Origin of the sequence: Staphylococcus simiae (assembly GCF_017357005.1) — a bacterium.
GTDB classification, from domain to species: domain Bacteria; phylum Bacillota; class Bacilli; order Staphylococcales; family Staphylococcaceae; genus Staphylococcus; species Staphylococcus simiae_A.
Genome location: NZ_CP071589.1, coordinates 1547345 through 1567469, shown reverse-complemented (window position 1 = coordinate 1567469; position 20125 = coordinate 1547345). Strand labels below are relative to the sequence as shown.

Sequence of the window (20125 nt, the reverse complement as noted above, 5' to 3'; positions counted from 1 at the left end):
GAATGTTACATATGGATTTAAGTTTAACTATTATTTCGACTATTATTGTTTTTGGTTTTGTAGCAGCATTTATAGATTCAGTTGTAGGTGGAGGCGGACTAATTTCAACACCGGCTTTATTAGCAATTGGTTTACCGCCATCTGTAGCATTAGGAACGAATAAACTAGCGAGCTCATTTGGCTCATTCACAAGTGCGTTACGATTTATCCGTTCAGGAAAAGTCGATTTAAAAGTAGTAAGTAAACTTTTTATATTCGTCTTTTTAGCATCATCACTTGGTGCATTTGTAGCAACCATGATTCCATCACAAATACTTAAACCATTAATTATTATTGCGCTAACATCTGTATTTATATTTACAATTTTTAAAAAAGATTGGGGAAGTGTGAGAACTTTTACACATTTCACAGTAGCCAAAGCAATATTATTTGCTGGGTTATTCATTGTTATCGGTTTTTATGATGGATTCGTTGGTGGTGGTACTGGGTCGTTTATGTTGTTCGTTTTATTATTATTTGGGTTTGACTTTTTAAGTGCTGCTGGTAATGCCAAAGTATTAAACTTTGCTTCAAATCTTGGTGCATTAGTTTTATTTATGGCATTAGGCCAAGTGAATTATGTTTATGGTCTTATTATGGCTGCTAGTATGATTGTTGGTTCATATGTTGGTGCGCAATTCGCCATTAAACAAGGTGTCGGCTATATTAAAGTTTTATTTATAGTGATTACAGCTATTTTAATAGTTAAAAATATATATGACTATCTTCAACAAATCGTACATCATTAGAAAAATATTCAATTTAATGCTTGAAAATTGTAATTTCGCAATTAATTACGTATGATATGAATAGAAACTACTACTAGGAGGTCAAAATAATGACTGAAATAACATTTAAAGGTGGACCAATACAATTAGTTGGACAACAAGTTAATGAAGGAGATATCGCTCCAGATTTTACAGTGTTAGATAACGATTTGAATCAAGTTACATTAGCTGACTATGCAGGTAAAAAGAAATTGATTAGTGTTGTACCATCAATTGATACAGGCGTTTGTGACCAACAAACACGTAAATTTAATGAAGAAGCTTCAAAAGAAGATGGCGTTGTATTAACAATTTCTGCTGACTTACCATTTGCTCAAAAAAGATGGTGTGCTTCTAACGGTTTAGATAATGTTATTACTTTAAGTGATCACCGTGACTTATCTTTTGGTGAAAACTTTGGTGTAGTTATGGAAGAATTACGCTTACTAGCACGTTCAGTATTTGTCTTAGATGCTGACAATAAAGTAGTGTATAAAGAGATTGTTAGTGAAGGAACAGATTTCCCAGACTTTGACTCTGCTTTAACTGCATATAAAAACATTTAATTTTTAAATTTATTTATACAATAAGTGTCCATAGTTGTTTACAGCATTGTAATAGATTATATTTATCTATGATTGCTAGAAACTTATGGACATTTTTTATTAGAAAGGAATTAAATAATGGCTGAAGAACAAACGATTATGGAACGCTTATTTCATACTTTAGATGAAAAGGCTAAAGCATTAAACAATGAGAATGGACAAAGCTTTATCGAAAATCTTGGGTTAGCAATGGAGTACATTTACACTAACGATAGACAATTATTAGAGCAAGCAACATTACAAGATCGTAGAAAAGCGTTTCAATTTGCATATTTAAGTTTAATGCAAGAAGAAAAAATACAAGCGAATCATCAAATTACGCCTGATTCTATCGGTTTAATATTGGGATTTTTAGTAGAGCGTTTTATGCAAGATCAACAAGAATTACATATGGTTGATTTAGCTAGTGGCGCTGGACATTTAAGTGCAACCGTAAAAGAAGTATTACCTGAAATAGCTATTATGCATCATTTAATTGAAGTAGACCCTGTATTATCAAGAGTTAGTGTACATTTAGCTAACTTTTTAGAAATACCATTTGATGTGTATCCTCAAGATGCTATTATGCCTTTACCTATTGAAGGGGCAGATATTGTAGTAGGAGATTTTCCAGTTGGCTATTATCCAGTTGATGAACGTAGTAATGACTTTCATTTAGGTTTTTCAGAAGGTCATAGTTATTCCCATTATTTATTACTGGAACAAGCAGTAAATGTTTTAACAGAAAAAGGTTATGCCTTTTTAATTGTACCAAGTGATATTTTTAATGGTGACCATGTAAAACAGCTTGAAAAATATATTGCAACAGAAACAGAAATGCAAGCATTCTTAAATTTACCACCAACTTTATTTAAAAGTGAAAAAGCTAGAAAATCTATATTAATTTTGCAAAAGAAAAAGTCAGGTGAAACAAAGCCAGTCGAAGTCTTATTAGCTAATATTCCAGATTTTAAAAATCCGACACAATTCCAAGGATTTATAACTGAATTAAATCATTGGATGGACACAAATCATCCTAAAAAATAATCTGTAATAGTATAGTCATAAAACTGTTTGAATGATAAAATGGGAAATGAAATAGTACAAATAAGCAAACGATGGAGGACAATATTTATGTCAAAATTAATCTTGGCTATCAATGCTGGTAGTTCATCATTAAAGTTTCAATTGATAAGAATGCCTGAAGAGGAATTAGTAACTAAAGGACTAGTTGAAAGAATTGGATTAAAAGATTCAATTTTTACAATTGAAGTGAATGGTGAAAAAGAAACGACAATTAAAGATATTAATGATCATGTAGAAGCAGTTGATATTATGTTAGAAGCGTTTAAGGAACATAATATTATTAACGATATTAATGATATCGACGGTACTGGTCACCGTGTTGTACATGGTGGTGAAAAATTCCCTGAGTCTGTCAAAATCACTGATGAAATTGAAAAAGAAATTGAGGAATTAAGTGAATTAGCACCTTTACACAACCCAGCAAACTTAATGGGTATTCGTGCATTCCGTAAATTATTACCAAATATTCCGCATGTAGCTGTCTTCGATACTGCATTCCATCAAACGATGCCTGAGAAAGCATATTTATATAGCTTGCCATATCATTATTATAAAGATTATGGTATTCGTAAATATGGCTTCCATGGTACAAGTCACAAATTTGTATCACAAAGAGCAGCAGAGATTTTAGACAAACCAATTGAAGATCTACGTATTATTTCTTGTCATATTGGTAATGGTGCTTCAATTGCAGCTATTGATGGTGGAGAATCAATTGATACGTCAATGGGCTTCACACCACTTGCTGGTGTAACAATGGGTACACGTTCAGGTAATATTGACCCAGCTTTAATTCCATTCATTATGGAAAAAACAGGTAAGACTGCTGAACAAGTATTAGAAATTTTAAATAAAGAGTCTGGTTTATTAGGACTTTCTGGTACGTCAAGTGATTTACGTGATTTATCTGAAGAAGCTTCAAACGGTAAAGACCGTTCTCAAATGGCATTAGATGTTTTTGCTTCTAAAATCCATAAATACATTGGTTCTTATGCAGCAAGAATGCACGGTGTTGATGTCATCGTCTTCACAGCTGGAATTGGTGAAAACTCAGTAGAAATACGTGCTAAAGTTTTAGAAGGACTAGAATTTATGGGTGTATACTGGGATCCTAAGAAAAATGAAAAGTTACGTGGAAAAGAAGGCTTTATTAACTACCCACATTCACCAGTTAAAGTTATTGTAATACCAACTGATGAAGAAAGTATGATTGCACGTGATGTTATGACATTCGGAAATTTAAAATAATTAAATAGTAGCGGTAATATAAGTTAAAGTAGAAAAGCTCTAATCTGATTGGTTTATCAGATTAGAGCTTTTGTTGATATAAAATAATGCATCCCGTTGCAGTTTTGAAACTACAACGAGATGTATTTAATTATTATAAATGATTAATTTTGATATTTCTCACGTAATTGAGTTGTAGCTACTTGTGGTTGGAAGTCAGCTGGTAATTCTTCTGTACGAACGACTAATACATCACATGGTGCATGACGTACAATAGCTTCAGATACTGAGCCGACGATAAATCTTTCTACAGCATTTAAACCAGAAGTACCACTCATTATTAAATCTGCATTAATTTCATGAGCAAGTTTTTTAGGAATGATAGATTTAGGAGAACCAAATTCTAGTCGAGTTTCAACATCTTTTACACCTGCATTAGTGGCTACTTCTTTATAGCCATTTAATAACTCTTCTGCAAAGTGTTTAGACTTTTCAGTGAATTGAGCATCATAAACCTCATATGATGAATATGTTCTTGAATCGATAACATTCACAATTGTTAATTTCGCATCATTACGTTTTGCAACGCCAACAGCACGGTTAAATGCCCATTCTGCCTCATGTGAACCATCAACTGCAATTAAAATATTTTTATAAGTAATCATAGTAAGTGCCTCCTTCTTCTTTCTTAAGTCTATTTTAACATAATTTTCCGAAAAGTTAGAGAAATAACAGTTACAATTTTGTGTAAATTTGATTGCGCTTTCATATAGTTCGCGTTAAGATGAGTATGGAGGTGGATGTAATGAAAATTGGTATACCTAAGGAGATAAAAAATAATGAAAACCGTGTTGGTTTATCCCCTAGTGGTGTTCATGCATTAGTTGAAAGTGGACATACTGTATTGGTGGAAACAAACGCAGGTTCTGGATCATTCTTTGAAGATAAAGATTACAAAGAAGCTGGTGCAGAAATTATTGCTGAACAAGCAAAAGTATGGGATGTAGATATGGTTATCAAAGTGAAAGAACCACTTGAACCAGAATATAAATATTTTAAAGAAGGTTTAGTACTCTTTACTTATCTACATTTAGCTAATGAAGAAAAACTAACACAAGCTTTAATCGATAGCAAAGTTATTAGTATTGCATACGAGACAGTACAATTACCTGATAGATCATTGCCATTACTATCACCAATGAGCGAAGTAGCAGGTCGTATGTCTGCTCAAGTAGGCGCAGAATTTTTACAAAAATTAAATGGTGGTATGGGTATTTTACTAGGTGGCGTACCTGGCGTACCTAAAGGTAAAGTAACTATCATTGGTGGTGGACAAGCAGGAACAAATGCAGCTAAAATTGCGCTTGGTTTAGGTGCCGATGTTACTATTTTAGACGTTAATCCAAAACGTTTACAACAATTAGATGATTTATTTGATGGTCGTGTTCATACAATTATGTCTAATCCATTAAATATAGAATTATATGTTAAACAAAGTGACTTAGTTATTGGGGCAGTGTTAATTCCTGGCGCTAAAGCACCAAGACTTGTTACTGAAGAGATGATTAAACAAATGAAAAATGGTTCTGTAGTTATTGATATTGCTATTGACCAAGGCGGTATTTTTGAAACAACAGATAAAATTACGACACATGATGACCCAACTTATATTAAACATGGTGTTGTTCATTACGCTGTTGCCAATATGCCTGGTGCAGTTCCTCGTACTTCAACAATTGCATTGAATAATGCTACTTTACCTTACGCATTAATGTTAGCTAATAAAGGCTATAGAGACGCATTTAAATCTAACCAACCATTATCTTTAGGTTTAAACACTTATAAAGGTCATGTAACTAATAAAGGTGTAGCACAAGCATTTGATTTACCATATCAAACAGTAGAAGCTGCACTTGAATCATAGGACATTTAAATATTCCAATAGTGAAAAGAAATATTTTAATGTGATATTGTCTTAACTATATTTTTATATAACTAAAGAACCTCTCAAACAGGTAGTTGATGATGAGAGGTTCTTTTATTATTATTTTATTTCTTGTAATGAGTTAAGACTTCATAGCCATTTTCTGTAACTAAAATATCGTCTTCAATTCTCACTCCTGCAACTTGTGGTACATAAATACCTGGTTCTATGGTAATGACCATACCAGCTTCAAGTAGATTACTGTTACTACTAGATACATCTTGGTATTCATGTTCTTCTAAACCTAAGCCATGTCCTAAACGATGAGGGAAATAGTCACCATATCCAGCATTACTAATAATATCTCGCGCAATTTTATCGATATGTTGTAATGGTACACCTGGTTTGATTGCTTCAATAGCTGACGTTTCCGCTTCTAAAACAATTTGATAAATATCCTGTGCTTCTTGGGTTGGCGTACCAAAAGCAACTGTGCGAGTCATATCACTACAATAATGTTCATAAATAACACCTAAATCAAACAATACATATTCATTGTTTTTTAACTTTCTGTTACCTGGTGTACCATGAGGAGAGCTTGCATGATCACCGAATAATACCATCGTATCAAAGCTCATTTCATTAACACCATACTGTTTGATGGTTTGTTCAATGTGATTGACAACTTCACGCTCTGAAATACCTACTTTTAAATATGCTACACCGATCTCAATACATTTATCAGCTAATTCTGCTGCTCTCTTAATTTTAGCAATTTCATCTTTAGATTTAATGTTGCGTAAATGTTTGATGGTTAAGTCAATATCATTAAAATCAGTCGTATTAAATCCTTCTTTCAATTGTCGTTGACGGGCTACAGTTAAATGTTCACTTTCGATAAGTAACTTTTTGAAAGTGGCTGGATATAATGAAAATGGATTTTCAGTATCTAAATACCCAATAATTTCACCCTTAAATGGAGATGCTTTAACTTCTTCAACTTCCATTTTCGGACAAAATAAAACTTGCGAACCATCTTGCTTAATTAACAAAGCAAATAATCTTTCATGAGGCTCGCTTCTATATCCAGTGAAATAAAAAATATTTAACGGTGTCGTAATCCATGCTGCATCTGCTTGTTGTTCTTTTAATGCTTCAATTACTTTTTGTATGTTTGCCATTAAATTAACACTCCAATACTTGTATTAGTTAACTTTATTTTAGCATTTTATAATATAAAGTAGAATGAGTTCGAATTTAGAATTTATTACACTATCACTTGAAAGAAATTTTATTTGTTATAATTGGTTTATAGTAGGGTATATTAAAATTATTAGAAATTAAATAGGAGGGCTATTTTAATGAAACTTTCATTTCATGGTCAATCGGTAATATATTTTGAAGCACATGGTAAAAAGGTTATCGTCGATCCATTTATTACAGGTAATGAACAATCAGATTTAGATGCTTCAACATTAGAGGTAGATTATATTATTCTTACTCATGGACATGCTGATCACTTTGGTGATGTGGTTGAATTAGCTAATAGAAATCATGCTACTGTTATTGGTAGTGCAGAATTAGCTGATTATTTAACAACATATCATGGTGTTAAAGATGTTAGAGGTATGAATATTGGTGGTAAAGCTAATTTGGATTTCGGCAGTGTTAAATATGTTCAAGCATTTCATAGTTCTAGTTTCACACATGAAGATGGTATACCAGTATATTTAGGTATGCCTATGGGTATCATTATTGAAGCAGAAGGTAAAACAATTTATCATACAGGAGATACAGGACTATTTAGCGATATGTCACTTATTGCTAAGCGCCATCCAGTAGATGTATGTTTCGTTCCAATTGGTGACAATTTTACGATGGGTATTGATGATGCAAGTTATGCAATCAATGAGTTTATCAAACCGAAAGTTTCTGTTCCTGTACATTACAATACCTTCCCGATTATTGAACAGGATCCACAACAATTTAAAGATGCAGTGACAGTTGGGGAAGTTCAAGTGTTGAAACCTGGAGAAGAAGTTAAATTTTAATATAAAAACGCGTTAGATTATCATGTTTGTAAGGCACTGAACCCTTAAAACGGGAACTTAATAAAAACACTATATTCTAGGCTGCTAATTTTCTAAAATCTATAGGAGAAAAGTAGCCTAGTTTTTGTTGAATTCTAAATTTATTATAATAATCAATGTATTTTTCCACAATATCGATTACAATGTTATTAGAGCTACTAAGCTCATTGTTGAGATAAAAGGTTTCACACTTTAGCGAGGAATGGAAACTTTCTATCGGGGCATTGTCAGCAGGTGTTCCCTTACGGGACATGCTTCTGACAATGCCTTTTTCTTCGCATAAGTGATAGTAAGAATACGATGTATACACACTTCCCTGATCGCTATGTAGTATACAACCCTCGGGTATATCTAGTTGATTTAATGTTTCGTTAACTAAATTTTGATCCTGTTTAGATCCTATTTTATATGCCACAATCTCTCCATTGTAAAGATCCATAATCGAAGATAAATACAACATTGAATTACCGAATGGTAAATAAGTAATGTCAGTAGTTAGTAACTTCATTGGTTGATTAGCTTTAAATTGTCTTTGTAATAAATTATCTGTTTTATAATAAGCAGATCCAGCTTTTTTAGCCTTTTTAGGTCTAACTCGACAATTCAAATTGTTCTCCTGCATAATTCTCTGAATTCGTTTATGATTAACAGGTACAGAAGATGATTGATTAATTAGCGCTGTAATCTTTCGATAACCGTAGGTATAGTTGTTTTCTTCACATAATTCAATGACTTTTTCAGTAATAAAATCTATTTTATTTTGGTTCTTTTTCCATCTATAAAATGTTGATTTAGGTATGTTTAAAACCTCAAGTATCATTTTGGTTGAATACTTATCCTTCAATTCTTCTACTAATTCTATAACTACTACTGGAACCACTTCCTTTCCAATTCTTTGTACTTTTTTAAAATGTCCAATTCAACATCTTTTCTTTTAAGCTCTAATTCTAGTCTTTCTAATTCACTTAATTCTTCAATACCCTTGCCATAACTGTACTGTTTTCCTACTTGTTGAGAAAATCTATAACTTTCTCCATTTCGATACCAACGCCACCATGTATCGACCTGTGTTCTATTTCTAATATTTAAGGTCTCCATAATTTGTTTTGAAGTATAACCAGCACTTTTCATTTCAATAGCTTTATTTTTAGTTTCTAATGAATAAGATACTCTTTTCATAGAAAAACACCTCCGTTTAGATTCATTTTACACGAATTCAACGGAAGTGTTTTTATTTTATTCCCACTAATTGGGGTCAGCTCAGTAACGTGAAATCTAACGCGTTATTTTTAATGCTGTTATTAATCGAATGGTTATAAAGTTGATAAACTATAGTATCAATTTATCAGTTTTTTAGTTGAGTTTAACAATATAAATTATTCTTCAAAACCGCTTCGAATCTAACATTAAATTATTATTTAACGATCAGCACAGGGATTGTTGCACGTTTTGCTACTTTATGGCTGACACTACCAAGAACAAATTTTTTCTTATCTTCAGCTTTACGGTTACTAAGCACAACAATTTCATATTTACCGCTATTGGCATGTTTTAGTAATTCTTCTTTAGCATTTCCTCTTACAATGATTTGATCATAATCAATACCATAATCTTCAAGAGTTTTACGTGTTTTTTCTAAACGTGTGCTTCGTTCATCTGTTAATTTGTTTAAATGAACACCTGCTTTAATTGAAGCTTGTGCGTCTTGCTCATTAATAGCATTTAAAATTGTTACAACTGTACCTTCGCCAGCTAATTTAGACACTTCTTTTAATGCTTTTTCATTTTTAAGTTGAGTGTCTACACCAAGTAATATATTTTTATACATCGGTACATCCCTCCTCACTTCTATTCTAATAAATAATAGTAAATTTTTCCATTTAAAATATATCTTTTTTGAAATATTTTATAAACACACTTTTATGTAAAATATAAAATACTACTGGTAGTTATTTATCAGTTATTGTTCAATGCTTTTTATTGAAAATAAAGTTATAATATAGCTATTAGTGTTTGAAAAGACGAGGTATATCATGACAAAACATGAACAAATTTTAGATTATATTGAATCACTTTCTATTGGCTCTAAAATATCAGTACGTAAAATCGCCAAATTTTTAAATGTATCGGAAGGCACAGCATATCGTGCAATTAAAGATGCTGACAAAATCGGTATGGTTGCAACCATTGATCGTGTCGGTACTGTAAGAATTGAAAAACGTAACCGATCTGAAATTGAACATTTAACGTTTAATGAAATTGTTAATATTATTGATGGTCAAATTTTAGGTGGTCATAAAGGAATAACTAAAACTGTGTCGAAATTTGCTATTGGGGCAATGGAAATTAAAGATATTATGAAATATATTGGTGATAAAACTTTATTAATTGTTGGTAATAGAGATGATGTGCAAATTGAAGCATTGAAAAGAGATACTGCAATTCTTATCACTGGTGGTTTTAAACCATCAAGTAGGGTCATAGAATATGCTAATGCGAAAGAATTACCTGTTATCTCATCAAGCTATGATACATTTTTAGTAGCTAATATTATTAATAAAGCCTTATTTGATCAAAAAATACGAAAAGATATTTTGATTGTACAAGATATCATGACGCCTCTCGATGATTTATCCGTTTTATTTGATAATATGAAAATTGAAGATTATAAAAGAATTGCAAATGAAACAGGGCACACTAGATTCCCGGTTGTTAATGAAACATATAAGTTAGTTGGCATTGTAACAAGTAGAGAAATAATTAATACCGAAGATAATGATGAAATTGGTTCAATTATGACTAAAAATCCAATTTGTGTTACAGCTTCAAGTACTGTAGCTAGTTGTGCGCATATGATGATTTGGGAAGGTATTGAATTGATACCGGTAGTGGCAAGTAATAATAAAACGATTGGTGTCATTAATCGACAAGACGTTTTAAAATCATTACAAGTGATAGGACGTCAACCTCAAATGGGTGACACTATCAATGATCAAATTGCTAAATATATTACGATGAATCAAGATGAAATTACAGTTGAAGTTTCTCCACTATTTATTAATTATTATGGTACTTTGAGTAAAGGTGCTTTTGTTAGTATCATTGAAGAAACCATACAGTATGAAATGCGTAAATATAAAAAAGGTAATGTAATGATAGAAAATTTGAACATTGTCTATATTAAAACTGTACCGATTGAGTCTTATATTACCGTTGATTATGACATACTAGATTTAGGCCGTAATTTTGCTAAGATTGAAGTTACTATGGTTAGTGGTAAAGAAAAAGTAGCAAGTGCACTTGTAATATGTCAAATGTTTGATGAACTGTAAAAATGTGGGATAATGAGGAACTTCTAACTATTAAAATAGTAATTTAAAAGGAATACAGTTGTACTGACATACAACTGCATAGGGGCCCCAACATCTAAAAATTCTACTTGGAGAATTTTTACAAAAATATGCAAGTTGGGGAGCTAGTATAGATTAAAAATGATAAAAGGAATACAGTTGTACTGAGGTACAACTGCATAAGAGCTAGTATAGATTAAAAATCTTACTAGCTCTAAAAGGGGGAAATATTATGATAAAGACAATGAATAATATAATGGAAAAAATTGAACAAGCTGATACTATAATCATCCATAGACACGTTAGGCCAGATCCTGATGCTTACGGATCACAACTTGGTTTGAAATATTACTTACAACAGAAATTCCCACATAAAGATATCTATGCCGTAGGTAATGGAGAACCATCTTTAGCTTTTATTGGTAATTTAGATAATATAAGTGACGCAACTTATGAAAATGCTTTAGTTATAGTGTGTGATACAGCAAATGCACCACGTATTGATGATAGCCGTTTTAATTTAGGACAACAATTAATAAAAATCGATCATCATCCTGAAACTGATCCATATGGTGATATAAATTTTGTGAATACTTCGGCCTCATCAACAAGTGAAATTATATTTGATTTTATTAATCATTTTAATGATACGTCTCTTATTAACAAAGATATTGCTAGAGTACTTTATTTAGGGATTGTTGGAGATACAGGTCGTTTCCTATTTAATAATACAACTGAACATACAATGGATGTTGCTGGTAAACTTATCGCTCAAGATTTTGATCATAATGCAGAATTAAATAAAATGATGGAAAAAGATCCTAAAATGCTACCGTTTCAAGGATATGTATTACAACATTTTGAATTAATGGATGATGGTTTTTGCCAAGTGAAAATAACACAACAAGTACTAAAGCAATTTGATATTAAAGCAAATGAAGCTTCTCAATTTGTTAATACTATTGCTGATATCAGAGGATTGAAAATTTGGATGTTTGGTGTCGATGAAGGTAATGAAATTAGATGTAGATTACGTTCAAAAGGTCATATAGCAATTAATGATATAGCTAATGAATTTGGTGGTGGTGGACATCCTAATGCTTGTGGTGTTTCAGTTGCTACATGGGTACAATTTGATGAATTAGCTCAAGCATTGCGAACAAAATTAAACTAAGAAAGGAGTCATACAACCATGGTTGCATATTTAAATATACATTCAGCATATGATTTATTAAGCTCTAGTTTAAAGATAGAAGATATTGTTAAAAAAGCAGTGTCTGAAGATGTTAGTGCCATTGCGTTGACTGATACCAATGTGTTGTATGGCTATCCACAATTTTATGATGCATGTTTAGCGCATAACATTAAACCCATTTTTGGAATGACACTTCATGTAACTAATGGTTTAGACTATTTAGAAATGGTAGTTCTAGCTAGAAATAATGAGGGCTTACAAGCATTATTTCAACTATCATCTGAAATTAAAATGAATCAATTAGAAAATGTACAATGTGACTTGTTACAGCGCTATAATGAAAACTTGATAATGATTTTTAAGCATGTCGAGCCACAACATAAAGCTATCGTGGAAGAATTTAAGCACCATCCATTTGTTTATTTAGATCATCTTAGTATATCAATGGATCACATGCAGCATACATGGTTACAGTCAATCAGATATTTAACTTTAAATGATGCAGATACACTTGCAGCAATGTCTGCGATAAAGAATAATCAAAAATTAGATTTAATTCATGAACCTAGAGACTATGGTGAACATTTTATTACTAAAAATGAGAGACAAGATCTTTCTATAAATCAAAAATTTATAGAAGAAACTGATAAAATAGCACAGCTTTGCAATGCTGAATTAAAATACCATCAATCACTCTTACCTCAATATGAAACACCTGAAGAACAACCTTCAAAAGAATATTTGTGGGGCTTATTAGTTAAGAAGTTAGAACAATTAAATCTGCAACAAGAACAATATCAGCAACGATTAACCTATGAATATCAAATCATTACGGATATGGGCTTTGAAGATTATTTCTTAATAGTAAGTGATTTAATACATTATGCTAAGACACATGATGTTATGGTAGGACCTGGTAGGGGGTCATCTGCAGGTTCGCTAGTGAGTTATTTATTAGGAATTACAACCATTGATCCTATAAAATTCAATTTGCTGTTTGAAAGATTTTTAAATCCAGAGCGTGTAACAATGCCAGATATCGATATTGATTTTGAAGATACTCGACGTGAAAAAGTCATACAGTATGTTCAACAAAAATACGGATCATTGCATGTTTCTGGGATAGTGACATTTGGCCACTTATTAGCTAAAGCAGTTGCTAGAGATGTTGGTAGAATTATGGGCTTTGATGATATTACTTTAAATGAAATTTCCAGTTTGATACCACAAAAATTAGGAATAACCTTAGATGAAGCATATCAAAATGAAAAATTTAAAAATTTTGTCCATCGTAATCACCGTCATGAGCGTTGGTTTGATTTAAGTAAAAAATTAGAAGGTTTGCCAAGACATACATCTACCCATGCAGCTGGAATTATTATTAATGATCAACCTTTATATGATTATGTTCCGTTAACACAAGGCGATACTGGGCTATTGACGCAGTGGACAATGACCGAAGATGAAAAAATTGGACTACTAAAAATTGATTTCTTAGGATTAAGAAATTTATCAATTATTCATCAAATCATTAATCAAGTTAATAAAGATTTGGATATTCATATTGATATTGAAAAAATACCGTTAGATGACCCGAAAGTCTTTGAATTATTATCAAAAGGAGATACGACAGGTATTTTCCAATTAGAATCCGATGGTGTTAGAAATGTGTTAAAAAGATTAAAACCAGAACATTTTGAAGATATTGTTGCTGTTACTTCATTATATCGTCCAGGACCAATGGAAGAAATTCCAACATATATTAGTAGACGTCATGACCCTTCAAAAGTTCAATATTTACATCCTGACTTACAACCTATTTTAAAAAATACTTATGGTGTTATTATTTATCAAGAGCAGATTATGCAAATAGCTAGTAAGTTTGCTAATTTCAGTTATGGTGAAGCGGATATATTGAGACGTGCGATGAGTAAAAAAAATAGAGCAGTATTAGAAAGTGAACGTCAACATTTTATTGAGGGTGCTATCGCTAATGGTTATAGTGAAGCGATAAGTACACAAATCTTTGACTTAATTTTAAAATTTGCTGATTATGGTTTCCCTAGAGCGCATGCGGTAAGCTATTCAAAAATTGCTTATATTATGACATATTTGAAAGTAAGATTCCCAAATTATTTTTATGCAAATATTTTAAGTAATGTGATTGGTGCAGATAAAAAGACGGCTCAAATAATTGAAGAAGCTAAGCAACAAAATATAAAAATATTACCACCGAATATTAATGAGAGTCATTGGTTTTATAAAGCAACACCAAAAGGCATTTTCCTGTCACTAGGAGCGATTAAAGGTGTTGGTTACCAAAGTGTTAAAGTAATTGTTGACGAACGTTATCAAAATGGTAAATTTAAAGATTTTTTTGATTTTGCAAGACGTATTCCTAAGCGTGTTAAGACCAAGAAATTGTTAGAAGCTTTAATTTTGGTAGGCGCGTTTGATAATTTTAACAAGACACGTGCAACGCTATTACATGCCATTGATCAAGTTATGGATGATGGCTTAAATATTGAACAAGAAAATTTATTATTTGATATGTTAACGCCCAAAGAAATTTATGAAGAAAAAGAAGAATTATCTGATGGTTTGATAAGCCAGTTCGAAAAGGAATATTTAGGATTTTATATTTCAAAACATCCTGTTGAAAAAATGTTCGAAAAGAAACAATATTTAACTATATACAAGTTAGCAAATGCTAAAAACTATCATCCTATATTAGTACAATTTGATAATATCAAACAAATTCGTACTAAAAATGGTCAAAATATGGCCTTTGTGACACTGAATGATGGCAGACAAATGTTGGACGGGGTTATTTTCCCTGATAAATATAAAAAGTATGAAACAGAACTATCACAACATGATTATTATATTATTAGCGGTAAATTTGATGTGCGAAATCAACAAAAACAATTTATTATCAATGATATAATGCAACTTGATCATTATGAAGAGCAAAAAAGATTATCGACTAAACAAATTGTTATTCGAACAAAAGAAAACATAGATGAATTTAAGGAGATTATATATAATCAGAAGCAACATCAAATTGATATAGAAATAATGTTTTATGATGAAACAACAAATAATATGATACCTATTGGTTATATTAATCAAAAAGAAAGTCGCTTAGATGAGTTTATTCAATCGTTCAAGCCTACAGATATTAGACTTATATAACTTTTATCAAATAAAAAATTATGATATAGTAAACTGATGGTTAGATATTATTAACTATCAGTTTATTTTTATATTGTTTTTTATTCTTATTATTTTTATGTCTGCTTAGTTAATTTAAGTATTTACATAACAATAATTAGCACAAAAAGCACAAACAAGTTAATATATTGTATGAAAAAATAAAATTATGATTTAGTATTCAAAAGTAAAATAAGTCCATATATTTACTATTAACATTTAATGTTTAACTTATTTAAAAGACTAACCCATTTTTTACCTTTTATGATGTAATGAGTTTTAAAATATTAATTTTTTACAAATAAATATCAAAATAGGGGATGTAGACATGTCATTAAAAGATGAAGCATTAGAAATGCATAAACGTAATCAAGGTAAATTAGAAGTAAAACCTAACGTGAAAGTGACTAATAAAGAAGAATTAAGTTTAGCTTATTCTCCAGGTGTTGCCGAACCATGTAAAGCAATTTATGAAGATCCACGTAAAGTATACGACTATACAATAAAAGGTAATACAGTTGCTGTTATTACTGATGGAACGGCTGTATTAGGTTTAGGAAATATCGGTCCGGAAGCAAGTATTCCAGTTATGGAAGGTAAGGCAGTATTATTTAAAAGTTTTGCTGGAATTAATGGTGTACCTATTGCATTGGATACTACTGATACAGAAGAAATTATCAAAACAGTGAAATTATTACAACCTAATTATGGTGGAATTAATTTAGAAGATATTTCTGCACCTAGATGTTTTGAAATCGAAGAAAGATTAAAAAAAGAAACAAATATTCCAGTCTTTCACGATGATCAACATGGGACAGCAATAGTGACGATGGCAGGTTTAATTAATGCATTAAGAGTTGTTCATAAAGATCTATCAGAAATTAAAGTTGTCTTAAATGGTGCTGGTGCAGCAGGTATTGCTATAGTGAAATTATTATATTCTTATGGTGTAAGAAATATGATTATGTGTGATTCAAGAGGTGCGATATTTGAAGGTCGCCCATATGGTATGAATGAAACAAAAGATGTAGTAGCAAAATGGACAAACAAAGATAAAATTGAAGGTTCATTAGAGCGTGTAATTGAAGATGCCGATGTATTTATTGGTGTATCTGTTGCTAATGCATTATCACAAGATATGGTTAAAAGTATGGCAACTGATCCAATTATCTTTGCAATGGCAAACCCTAATCCTGAAATAAACCCGGATGATGCTAAAGAAGCAGGTGCTAAAGTAATAGGTACAGGACGTTCAGATTATCCGAACCAAATAAATAATGTACTTGCTTTCCCAGGTATTTTTAGAGGTGCATTAGAAGTTGAAGCAACTCACATAAATGAAGACATGAAAAAAGCAGCTGTCGAAGCAATTGCTGATTTAATAAATAGTAGTGAATTAAATGAAGATTATTGTATACCTGGACCATTTGATAAACGTGTTGCACCATCAGTGGCTCGCAATGTTGCTAAAGCAGCTATGGAATCAGGTGTTGCTAGAATTGAAGTGGATCCACAAGATGTGTATGATAAAACAATAAAATTAACAGATTTACAATAAATTAAGTTTAATCATACTAAGAAATCTATATTTTAATTTGTCATAATCAGAGTTGATAAAGTAGTAATTTTTATAAAATTGTCGTTTGATACTCTATATGGTTAGAACAGAGGTTATTTGGAGGTTTACCTATGTTTAAAGATTTTTTTAATCGAACAAAGAAGAAAAAATATCTTACGGTGCAAGACTCTAAGAACAATGAAGTGCCAGCAGGTATTATGACTAAGTGTCCTAATTGTAAAAAAATAATGTACACAAAAGAATTAGCTGAAAATTTAAATGTGTGCTTTAACTGTGATCATCATATTGCTTTAACAGCTGATAAACGAATAGAAGCAATTTCAGATGAAGGAACATTTACAGAATTCGATAAGGGAATGACCTCTGCGAATCCATTAGATTTTCCTAGTTATTTAGAAAAAATTGAAAGAGACCAACAAAAAACAGGTCTTAATGAAGCGGTTATTACGGGTACAGCAGAGTTAGATGGTATAAAATATGGCGTTGCAGTTATGGATTCGCGTTTTAGAATGGGAAGTATGGGATCTGTTATCGGTGAGAAAATATGTCGTATTATAGATTACTGTACGGAACATCGTTTACCATTTATTTTATTTTCAGCTAGTGGTGGTGCTCGTATGCAAGAAGGGATTATATCTCTAATGCAAATGGGCAAGACAAGCGTTTCTTTAAAACGTCATTCAGATGCTGGTTTATTATATATTTCTTATTTAACAAACCCGACAACTGGTGGTGTATCAGCGAGCTTTGCTTCAGTCGGAGATATTAATTTAAGTGAACCGAAAGCTTTAATTGGCTTCGCAGGTCGTCGTGTCATTGAACAAACAATCAATGAAAAGTTACCGGACGATTTTCAAACGGCTGAATTCTTGTTAGAGCATGGTCAATTGGATAAAGTAGTTCATCGTAAGGAAATGCGTAAAACTTTATCACAAATTCTTAAAATACATCAAGGGGTGAGTAAATAATGTTAGATTTTGAAAAACCACTTTATGAAATTAGACATAAAATTGACTCATTAAAAGAATCCCAAGAAAAAAATGATGTTGATTTACAAGAAGAAATTGACATGCTAGAAACATCTTTAGAAAGAGAAACTAAAAAAATATATACCAATTTAAAACCATGGGATCGTGTACAAATTGCACGTTTACAAGAAAGACCTACCTCATTAGATTATATTCCATATATATTTGATTCGTTTATGGAATTACACGGAGATAGAAACTTTAGAGATGATCCAGCTATGATTGGTGGTATCGGTTTTTTAAATGGTCAAGCAGTGACTGTCGTAGGACAACAACGTGGTAAAGATACCAAAGATAATATTTATCGAAACTTTGGTATGGCTCACCCTGAAGGATATAGAAAAGCTTTGCGTCTAATGAAACAAGCTGAAAAATTTAATAGACCAATATTTACTTTTATAGATACAAAAGGTGCTTACCCAGGTAAAGCTGCTGAAGAACGTGGTCAAAGTGAATCTATTGCTACAAATCTTGTAGAAATGGCATCATTAAAAGTACCTGTGATTGCAATTGTAATCGGTGAAGGCGGAAGTGGAGGCGCACTCGGAATTGGTATTGCCAATAGAGTGTTAATGCTAGAAAATAGTACATATTCTGTTATTTCACCAGAAGGTGCTGCAGCATTATTATGGAAAGATAGTAATCTTGCTAAAATAGCAGCTGAAACTATGAAAATCACGGCTAATGATATTAAACAATTAGGTATTATCGATCAAGTTATTAATGAACCTATCGGTGGTGCCCATAAAGATATTGAGACTCAAGCTTTAGCTATTAAAGATGCTTTTGTAAAACAATTAGCTGAATTACAACAATTTTCTGCAGAAGAAGTTGCTCAAGATCGTTTTGATAAATTTAGAAATATAGGTTCATATATTGAATAATAATAATAGAGATTAGTAGTCATTTTATTGATTACTAATCTTTTTTATTGTGTTAAAATAATTTTCAATATTTAAAACGTTTACATTGACACAATATATTTCTTTTGATGGAATGGTGTAATAATTTATGGTAATTTAGAGTTAAAGATAAATCTGTTATAGAAAGGTATGTCGTCATGAAAAAAATTGCAGTTTTAACAAGTGGTGGAGATTCACCGGGAATGAATGCTGCCATTAGAGCAGTAGTTCGTACAGCAATTTATAATGAAATCGAAGTTTACGGAGTATATCATGGATATCAAGGTTTAGTAGACGATGATATTCATAAACTTGAACTTGGCTCTGTTGGAGATACAATCCAACGAGGTGGAACATTCTTATATTCAGCAAGATGTCTTGAATTTAAAAAGCCAGAAGTGCGTCAAATTGCTATTAACAATTTACGTAAACGTGACATTGAGGGTCTTGTAGTTATTGGTGGGGATGGTAGTTATCGAGGCGCTCAATTGATTAGTCAAGAGTGTAAAGAAATCCAAACAATTGGTATTCCTGGTACTATTGACAACGATATTAATGGTACTGATTTTACAATTGGATTTGACACTGCCTTAAATACTATTATTGACTTAGTAGATAAAATCAGAGACACTGCATCAAGTCATGCAAGAACGTTCATTATTGAAGCAATGGGAAGAGATTGTGGAGATTTAGCATTATGGGCTGGACTTTCAGTAGGAGCTGAAACAATAATGGTTCCTGAAGTTAAGACAGATCTTAAAGAAGTTGCTGAAAAAATTGAACAAGGTATTAAACGAGGTAAAAAACATTCGATTGTGTTAGTAGCAGAAGGTGTTATGACAGCTCAAGAATGTTCAAATCAACTAGCTGAGTTTATTAATATTGATACACGAGTGTCAGTATTAGGCCACATTCAACGCGGTGGTAGTCCAACCGGCGCAGACAGAGTATTAGCATCACGTCTTGGTGGATATGCAGTTGAATTATTAATGAATGGTGAAACTGCTAAAGGTGTTGGTATTAAAAATAATAAAGTAACTGCAACGCCGTTTGATGACATCTTTGATGGCAATGATCATAAATTTGATTTAGAATTATACGAATTAGCTAAAAAATTGTCTATATAAAATCTCAGGAGGAA

The 20125-nt window shown here is 31.6% G+C and carries 17 protein-coding genes; 13 read left to right on the top strand and 4 right to left on the bottom strand.

Annotated elements, in window-relative coordinates:
* Positions 1–11 precede the first annotated feature (11 nt).
* The 4 genes from J3R86_RS07015 to J3R86_RS07000 all read left to right on the top strand — a co-directional run bounded on the left by J3R86_RS07015 (position 12) and on the right by J3R86_RS07000 (position 3724).
* Complete coding sequence (locus J3R86_RS07015; RefSeq protein ID WP_207516685.1) at positions 12–788, top strand: TSUP family transporter; 777 nt, start codon at positions 12–14, stop codon at positions 786–788.
* A gap of 89 nt (positions 789–877) precedes the next feature.
* The gene (gene tpx / locus J3R86_RS07010; protein WP_207516684.1) at positions 878–1372 is read left to right on the top strand and encodes a thiol peroxidase; all 495 of its coding nucleotides are present in this window, start codon (positions 878–880) and stop codon (positions 1370–1372) included.
* A 117-nt stretch (positions 1373–1489) separates the two neighbouring features.
* Positions 1490–2437 (top strand): class I SAM-dependent methyltransferase, encoded by a 948-nt coding sequence (locus J3R86_RS07005; RefSeq protein ID WP_207516683.1) that lies wholly within the window; start codon positions 1490–1492, stop codon positions 2435–2437.
* Positions 2438–2524: 87 nt separating this feature from the next.
* Complete coding sequence (locus J3R86_RS07000) at positions 2525–3724, top strand: acetate kinase (protein ID WP_207516682.1); 1200 nt, start codon at positions 2525–2527, stop codon at positions 3722–3724.
* Between the two features lie 143 nt (positions 3725–3867).
* On the opposite strand, the gene J3R86_RS06995 is transcribed toward J3R86_RS07000, so the two are convergent.
* A complete protein-coding gene (locus J3R86_RS06995; RefSeq protein ID WP_207516681.1) occupies positions 3868–4368 on the bottom strand; it encodes a universal stress protein in 501 nt (166 codons plus the stop codon).
* Positions 4369–4508: 140 nt separating this feature from the next.
* Here J3R86_RS06995 and ald point away from each other — a divergent pair, with 140 nt between their 5' ends.
* The gene (gene ald / locus J3R86_RS06990) at positions 4509–5627 is read left to right on the top strand and encodes an alanine dehydrogenase (RefSeq protein ID WP_207516680.1); all 1119 of its coding nucleotides are present in this window, start codon (positions 4509–4511) and stop codon (positions 5625–5627) included.
* Between the two features lie 125 nt (positions 5628–5752).
* Here ald and J3R86_RS06985 read toward each other — a convergent pair whose 3' ends face one another.
* Positions 5753–6808, bottom strand: coding sequence for a M24 family metallopeptidase (locus J3R86_RS06985; protein WP_207516679.1), 1056 nt, complete (start codon positions 6806–6808; stop codon positions 5753–5755).
* A 180-nt stretch (positions 6809–6988) separates the two neighbouring features.
* Here J3R86_RS06985 and J3R86_RS06980 point away from each other — a divergent pair, with 180 nt between their 5' ends.
* Positions 6989–7678: a metal-dependent hydrolase gene (locus tag J3R86_RS06980; RefSeq protein ID WP_207516678.1), complete on the top strand. Its 690-nt coding sequence runs from the start codon at positions 6989–6991 to the stop codon at positions 7676–7678.
* Positions 7679–7754: 76 nt separating this feature from the next.
* Here J3R86_RS06980 and J3R86_RS06975 read toward each other — a convergent pair.
* Together J3R86_RS06975 and J3R86_RS06970 are read right to left on the bottom strand one after the other, a co-directional pair.
* Positions 7755–8896 (bottom strand): IS3 family transposase gene (locus tag J3R86_RS06975; RefSeq protein WP_207516677.1). Its coding sequence is split into 2 segments (ribosomal slippage): positions 7755–8626 and positions 8626–8896, totalling 1143 coding nucleotides; the frame shifts between segments, so codons are not numbered across the junction.
* 235 nt (positions 8897–9131) lie between these two features.
* Entirely contained in the window at positions 9132–9545 is a 414-nt protein-coding gene (locus tag J3R86_RS06970; protein WP_002462088.1) for a universal stress protein, read from the bottom strand.
* 205 nt (positions 9546–9750) lie between these two features.
* Between J3R86_RS06970 and J3R86_RS06965 the strand changes: the two genes are divergently transcribed.
* The 7 genes from J3R86_RS06965 to pfkA all read left to right on the top strand — a co-directional run bounded on the left by J3R86_RS06965 (position 9751) and on the right by pfkA (position 20111).
* The gene (locus J3R86_RS06965) at positions 9751–11049 is read left to right on the top strand and encodes a DRTGG domain-containing protein (RefSeq protein ID WP_207516676.1); all 1299 of its coding nucleotides are present in this window, start codon (positions 9751–9753) and stop codon (positions 11047–11049) included.
* 250 nt (positions 11050–11299) lie between these two features.
* A complete protein-coding gene (locus J3R86_RS06960) occupies positions 11300–12241 on the top strand; it encodes a DHH family phosphoesterase (protein WP_207516675.1) in 942 nt (313 codons plus the stop codon).
* 18 nt (positions 12242–12259) lie between these two features.
* The gene (locus tag J3R86_RS06955) at positions 12260–15457 is read left to right on the top strand and encodes a DNA polymerase III subunit alpha (RefSeq protein ID WP_207516674.1); all 3198 of its coding nucleotides are present in this window, start codon (positions 12260–12262) and stop codon (positions 15455–15457) included.
* Between the two features lie 346 nt (positions 15458–15803).
* On the top strand, positions 15804–17033 hold the full coding sequence (locus J3R86_RS06950) for an NADP-dependent malic enzyme (RefSeq protein WP_207516673.1): 1230 nt from the start codon (positions 15804–15806) through the stop codon (positions 17031–17033).
* A gap of 131 nt (positions 17034–17164) precedes the next feature.
* A complete protein-coding gene (gene accD, locus J3R86_RS06945; protein ID WP_207516672.1) occupies positions 17165–18022 on the top strand; it encodes an acetyl-CoA carboxylase, carboxyltransferase subunit beta in 858 nt (285 codons plus the stop codon).
* On the top strand, positions 18022–18966 hold the full coding sequence (locus J3R86_RS06940; protein ID WP_207516671.1) for an acetyl-CoA carboxylase carboxyltransferase subunit alpha: 945 nt from the start codon (positions 18022–18024) through the stop codon (positions 18964–18966). The genes accD and J3R86_RS06940 overlap by 1 nt, the downstream gene beginning before the upstream one ends.
* Before the next feature lie 176 nt (positions 18967–19142).
* Positions 19143–20111, top strand: a complete 969-nt coding sequence (gene pfkA / locus J3R86_RS06935) for a 6-phosphofructokinase (protein ID WP_207516670.1) — start codon at positions 19143–19145, stop codon at positions 20109–20111.
* The last annotated feature ends 14 nt before the right edge of the window (positions 20112–20125 follow it).

What these genes read in the sequence shown, in the direction of transcription:
- J3R86_RS06995 (WP_207516681.1), bottom strand. Translation starts at nt 4,368, where the DNA reads ATGATTACTTATAAAAATATTTTAATTGCAGTTGATGGTTCACATGAG.
- J3R86_RS06965 (WP_207516676.1), top strand. Translation starts at nt 9,751, where the DNA reads ATGACAAAACATGAACAAATTTTAGATTATATTGAATCACTTTCTATT.
- pfkA (WP_207516670.1), top strand. Translation starts at nt 19,143, where the DNA reads ATGAAAAAAATTGCAGTTTTAACAAGTGGTGGAGATTCACCGGGAATG.
- accD (WP_207516672.1), top strand. Translation starts at nt 17,165, where the DNA reads ATGTTTAAAGATTTTTTTAATCGAACAAAGAAGAAAAAATATCTTACG.
- J3R86_RS07015 (WP_207516685.1), top strand. Translation starts at nt 12, where the DNA reads ATGGATTTAAGTTTAACTATTATTTCGACTATTATTGTTTTTGGTTTT.
- ald (WP_207516680.1), top strand. Translation starts at nt 4,509, where the DNA reads ATGAAAATTGGTATACCTAAGGAGATAAAAAATAATGAAAACCGTGTT.
- J3R86_RS07005 (WP_207516683.1), top strand. Translation starts at nt 1,490, where the DNA reads ATGGCTGAAGAACAAACGATTATGGAACGCTTATTTCATACTTTAGAT.
- J3R86_RS06940 (WP_207516671.1), top strand. Translation starts at nt 18,022, where the DNA reads ATGTTAGATTTTGAAAAACCACTTTATGAAATTAGACATAAAATTGAC.
- tpx (WP_207516684.1), top strand. Translation starts at nt 878, where the DNA reads ATGACTGAAATAACATTTAAAGGTGGACCAATACAATTAGTTGGACAA.
- J3R86_RS06985 (WP_207516679.1), bottom strand. Translation starts at nt 6,808, where the DNA reads ATGGCAAACATACAAAAAGTAATTGAAGCATTAAAAGAACAACAAGCA.
- J3R86_RS06950 (WP_207516673.1), top strand. Translation starts at nt 15,804, where the DNA reads ATGTCATTAAAAGATGAAGCATTAGAAATGCATAAACGTAATCAAGGT.
- J3R86_RS06980 (WP_207516678.1), top strand. Translation starts at nt 6,989, where the DNA reads ATGAAACTTTCATTTCATGGTCAATCGGTAATATATTTTGAAGCACAT.
- J3R86_RS06955 (WP_207516674.1), top strand. Translation starts at nt 12,260, where the DNA reads ATGGTTGCATATTTAAATATACATTCAGCATATGATTTATTAAGCTCT.
- J3R86_RS07000 (WP_207516682.1), top strand. Translation starts at nt 2,525, where the DNA reads ATGTCAAAATTAATCTTGGCTATCAATGCTGGTAGTTCATCATTAAAG.
- J3R86_RS06960 (WP_207516675.1), top strand. Translation starts at nt 11,300, where the DNA reads ATGATAAAGACAATGAATAATATAATGGAAAAAATTGAACAAGCTGAT.
- J3R86_RS06970 (WP_002462088.1), bottom strand. Translation starts at nt 9,545, where the DNA reads ATGTATAAAAATATATTACTTGGTGTAGACACTCAACTTAAAAATGAA.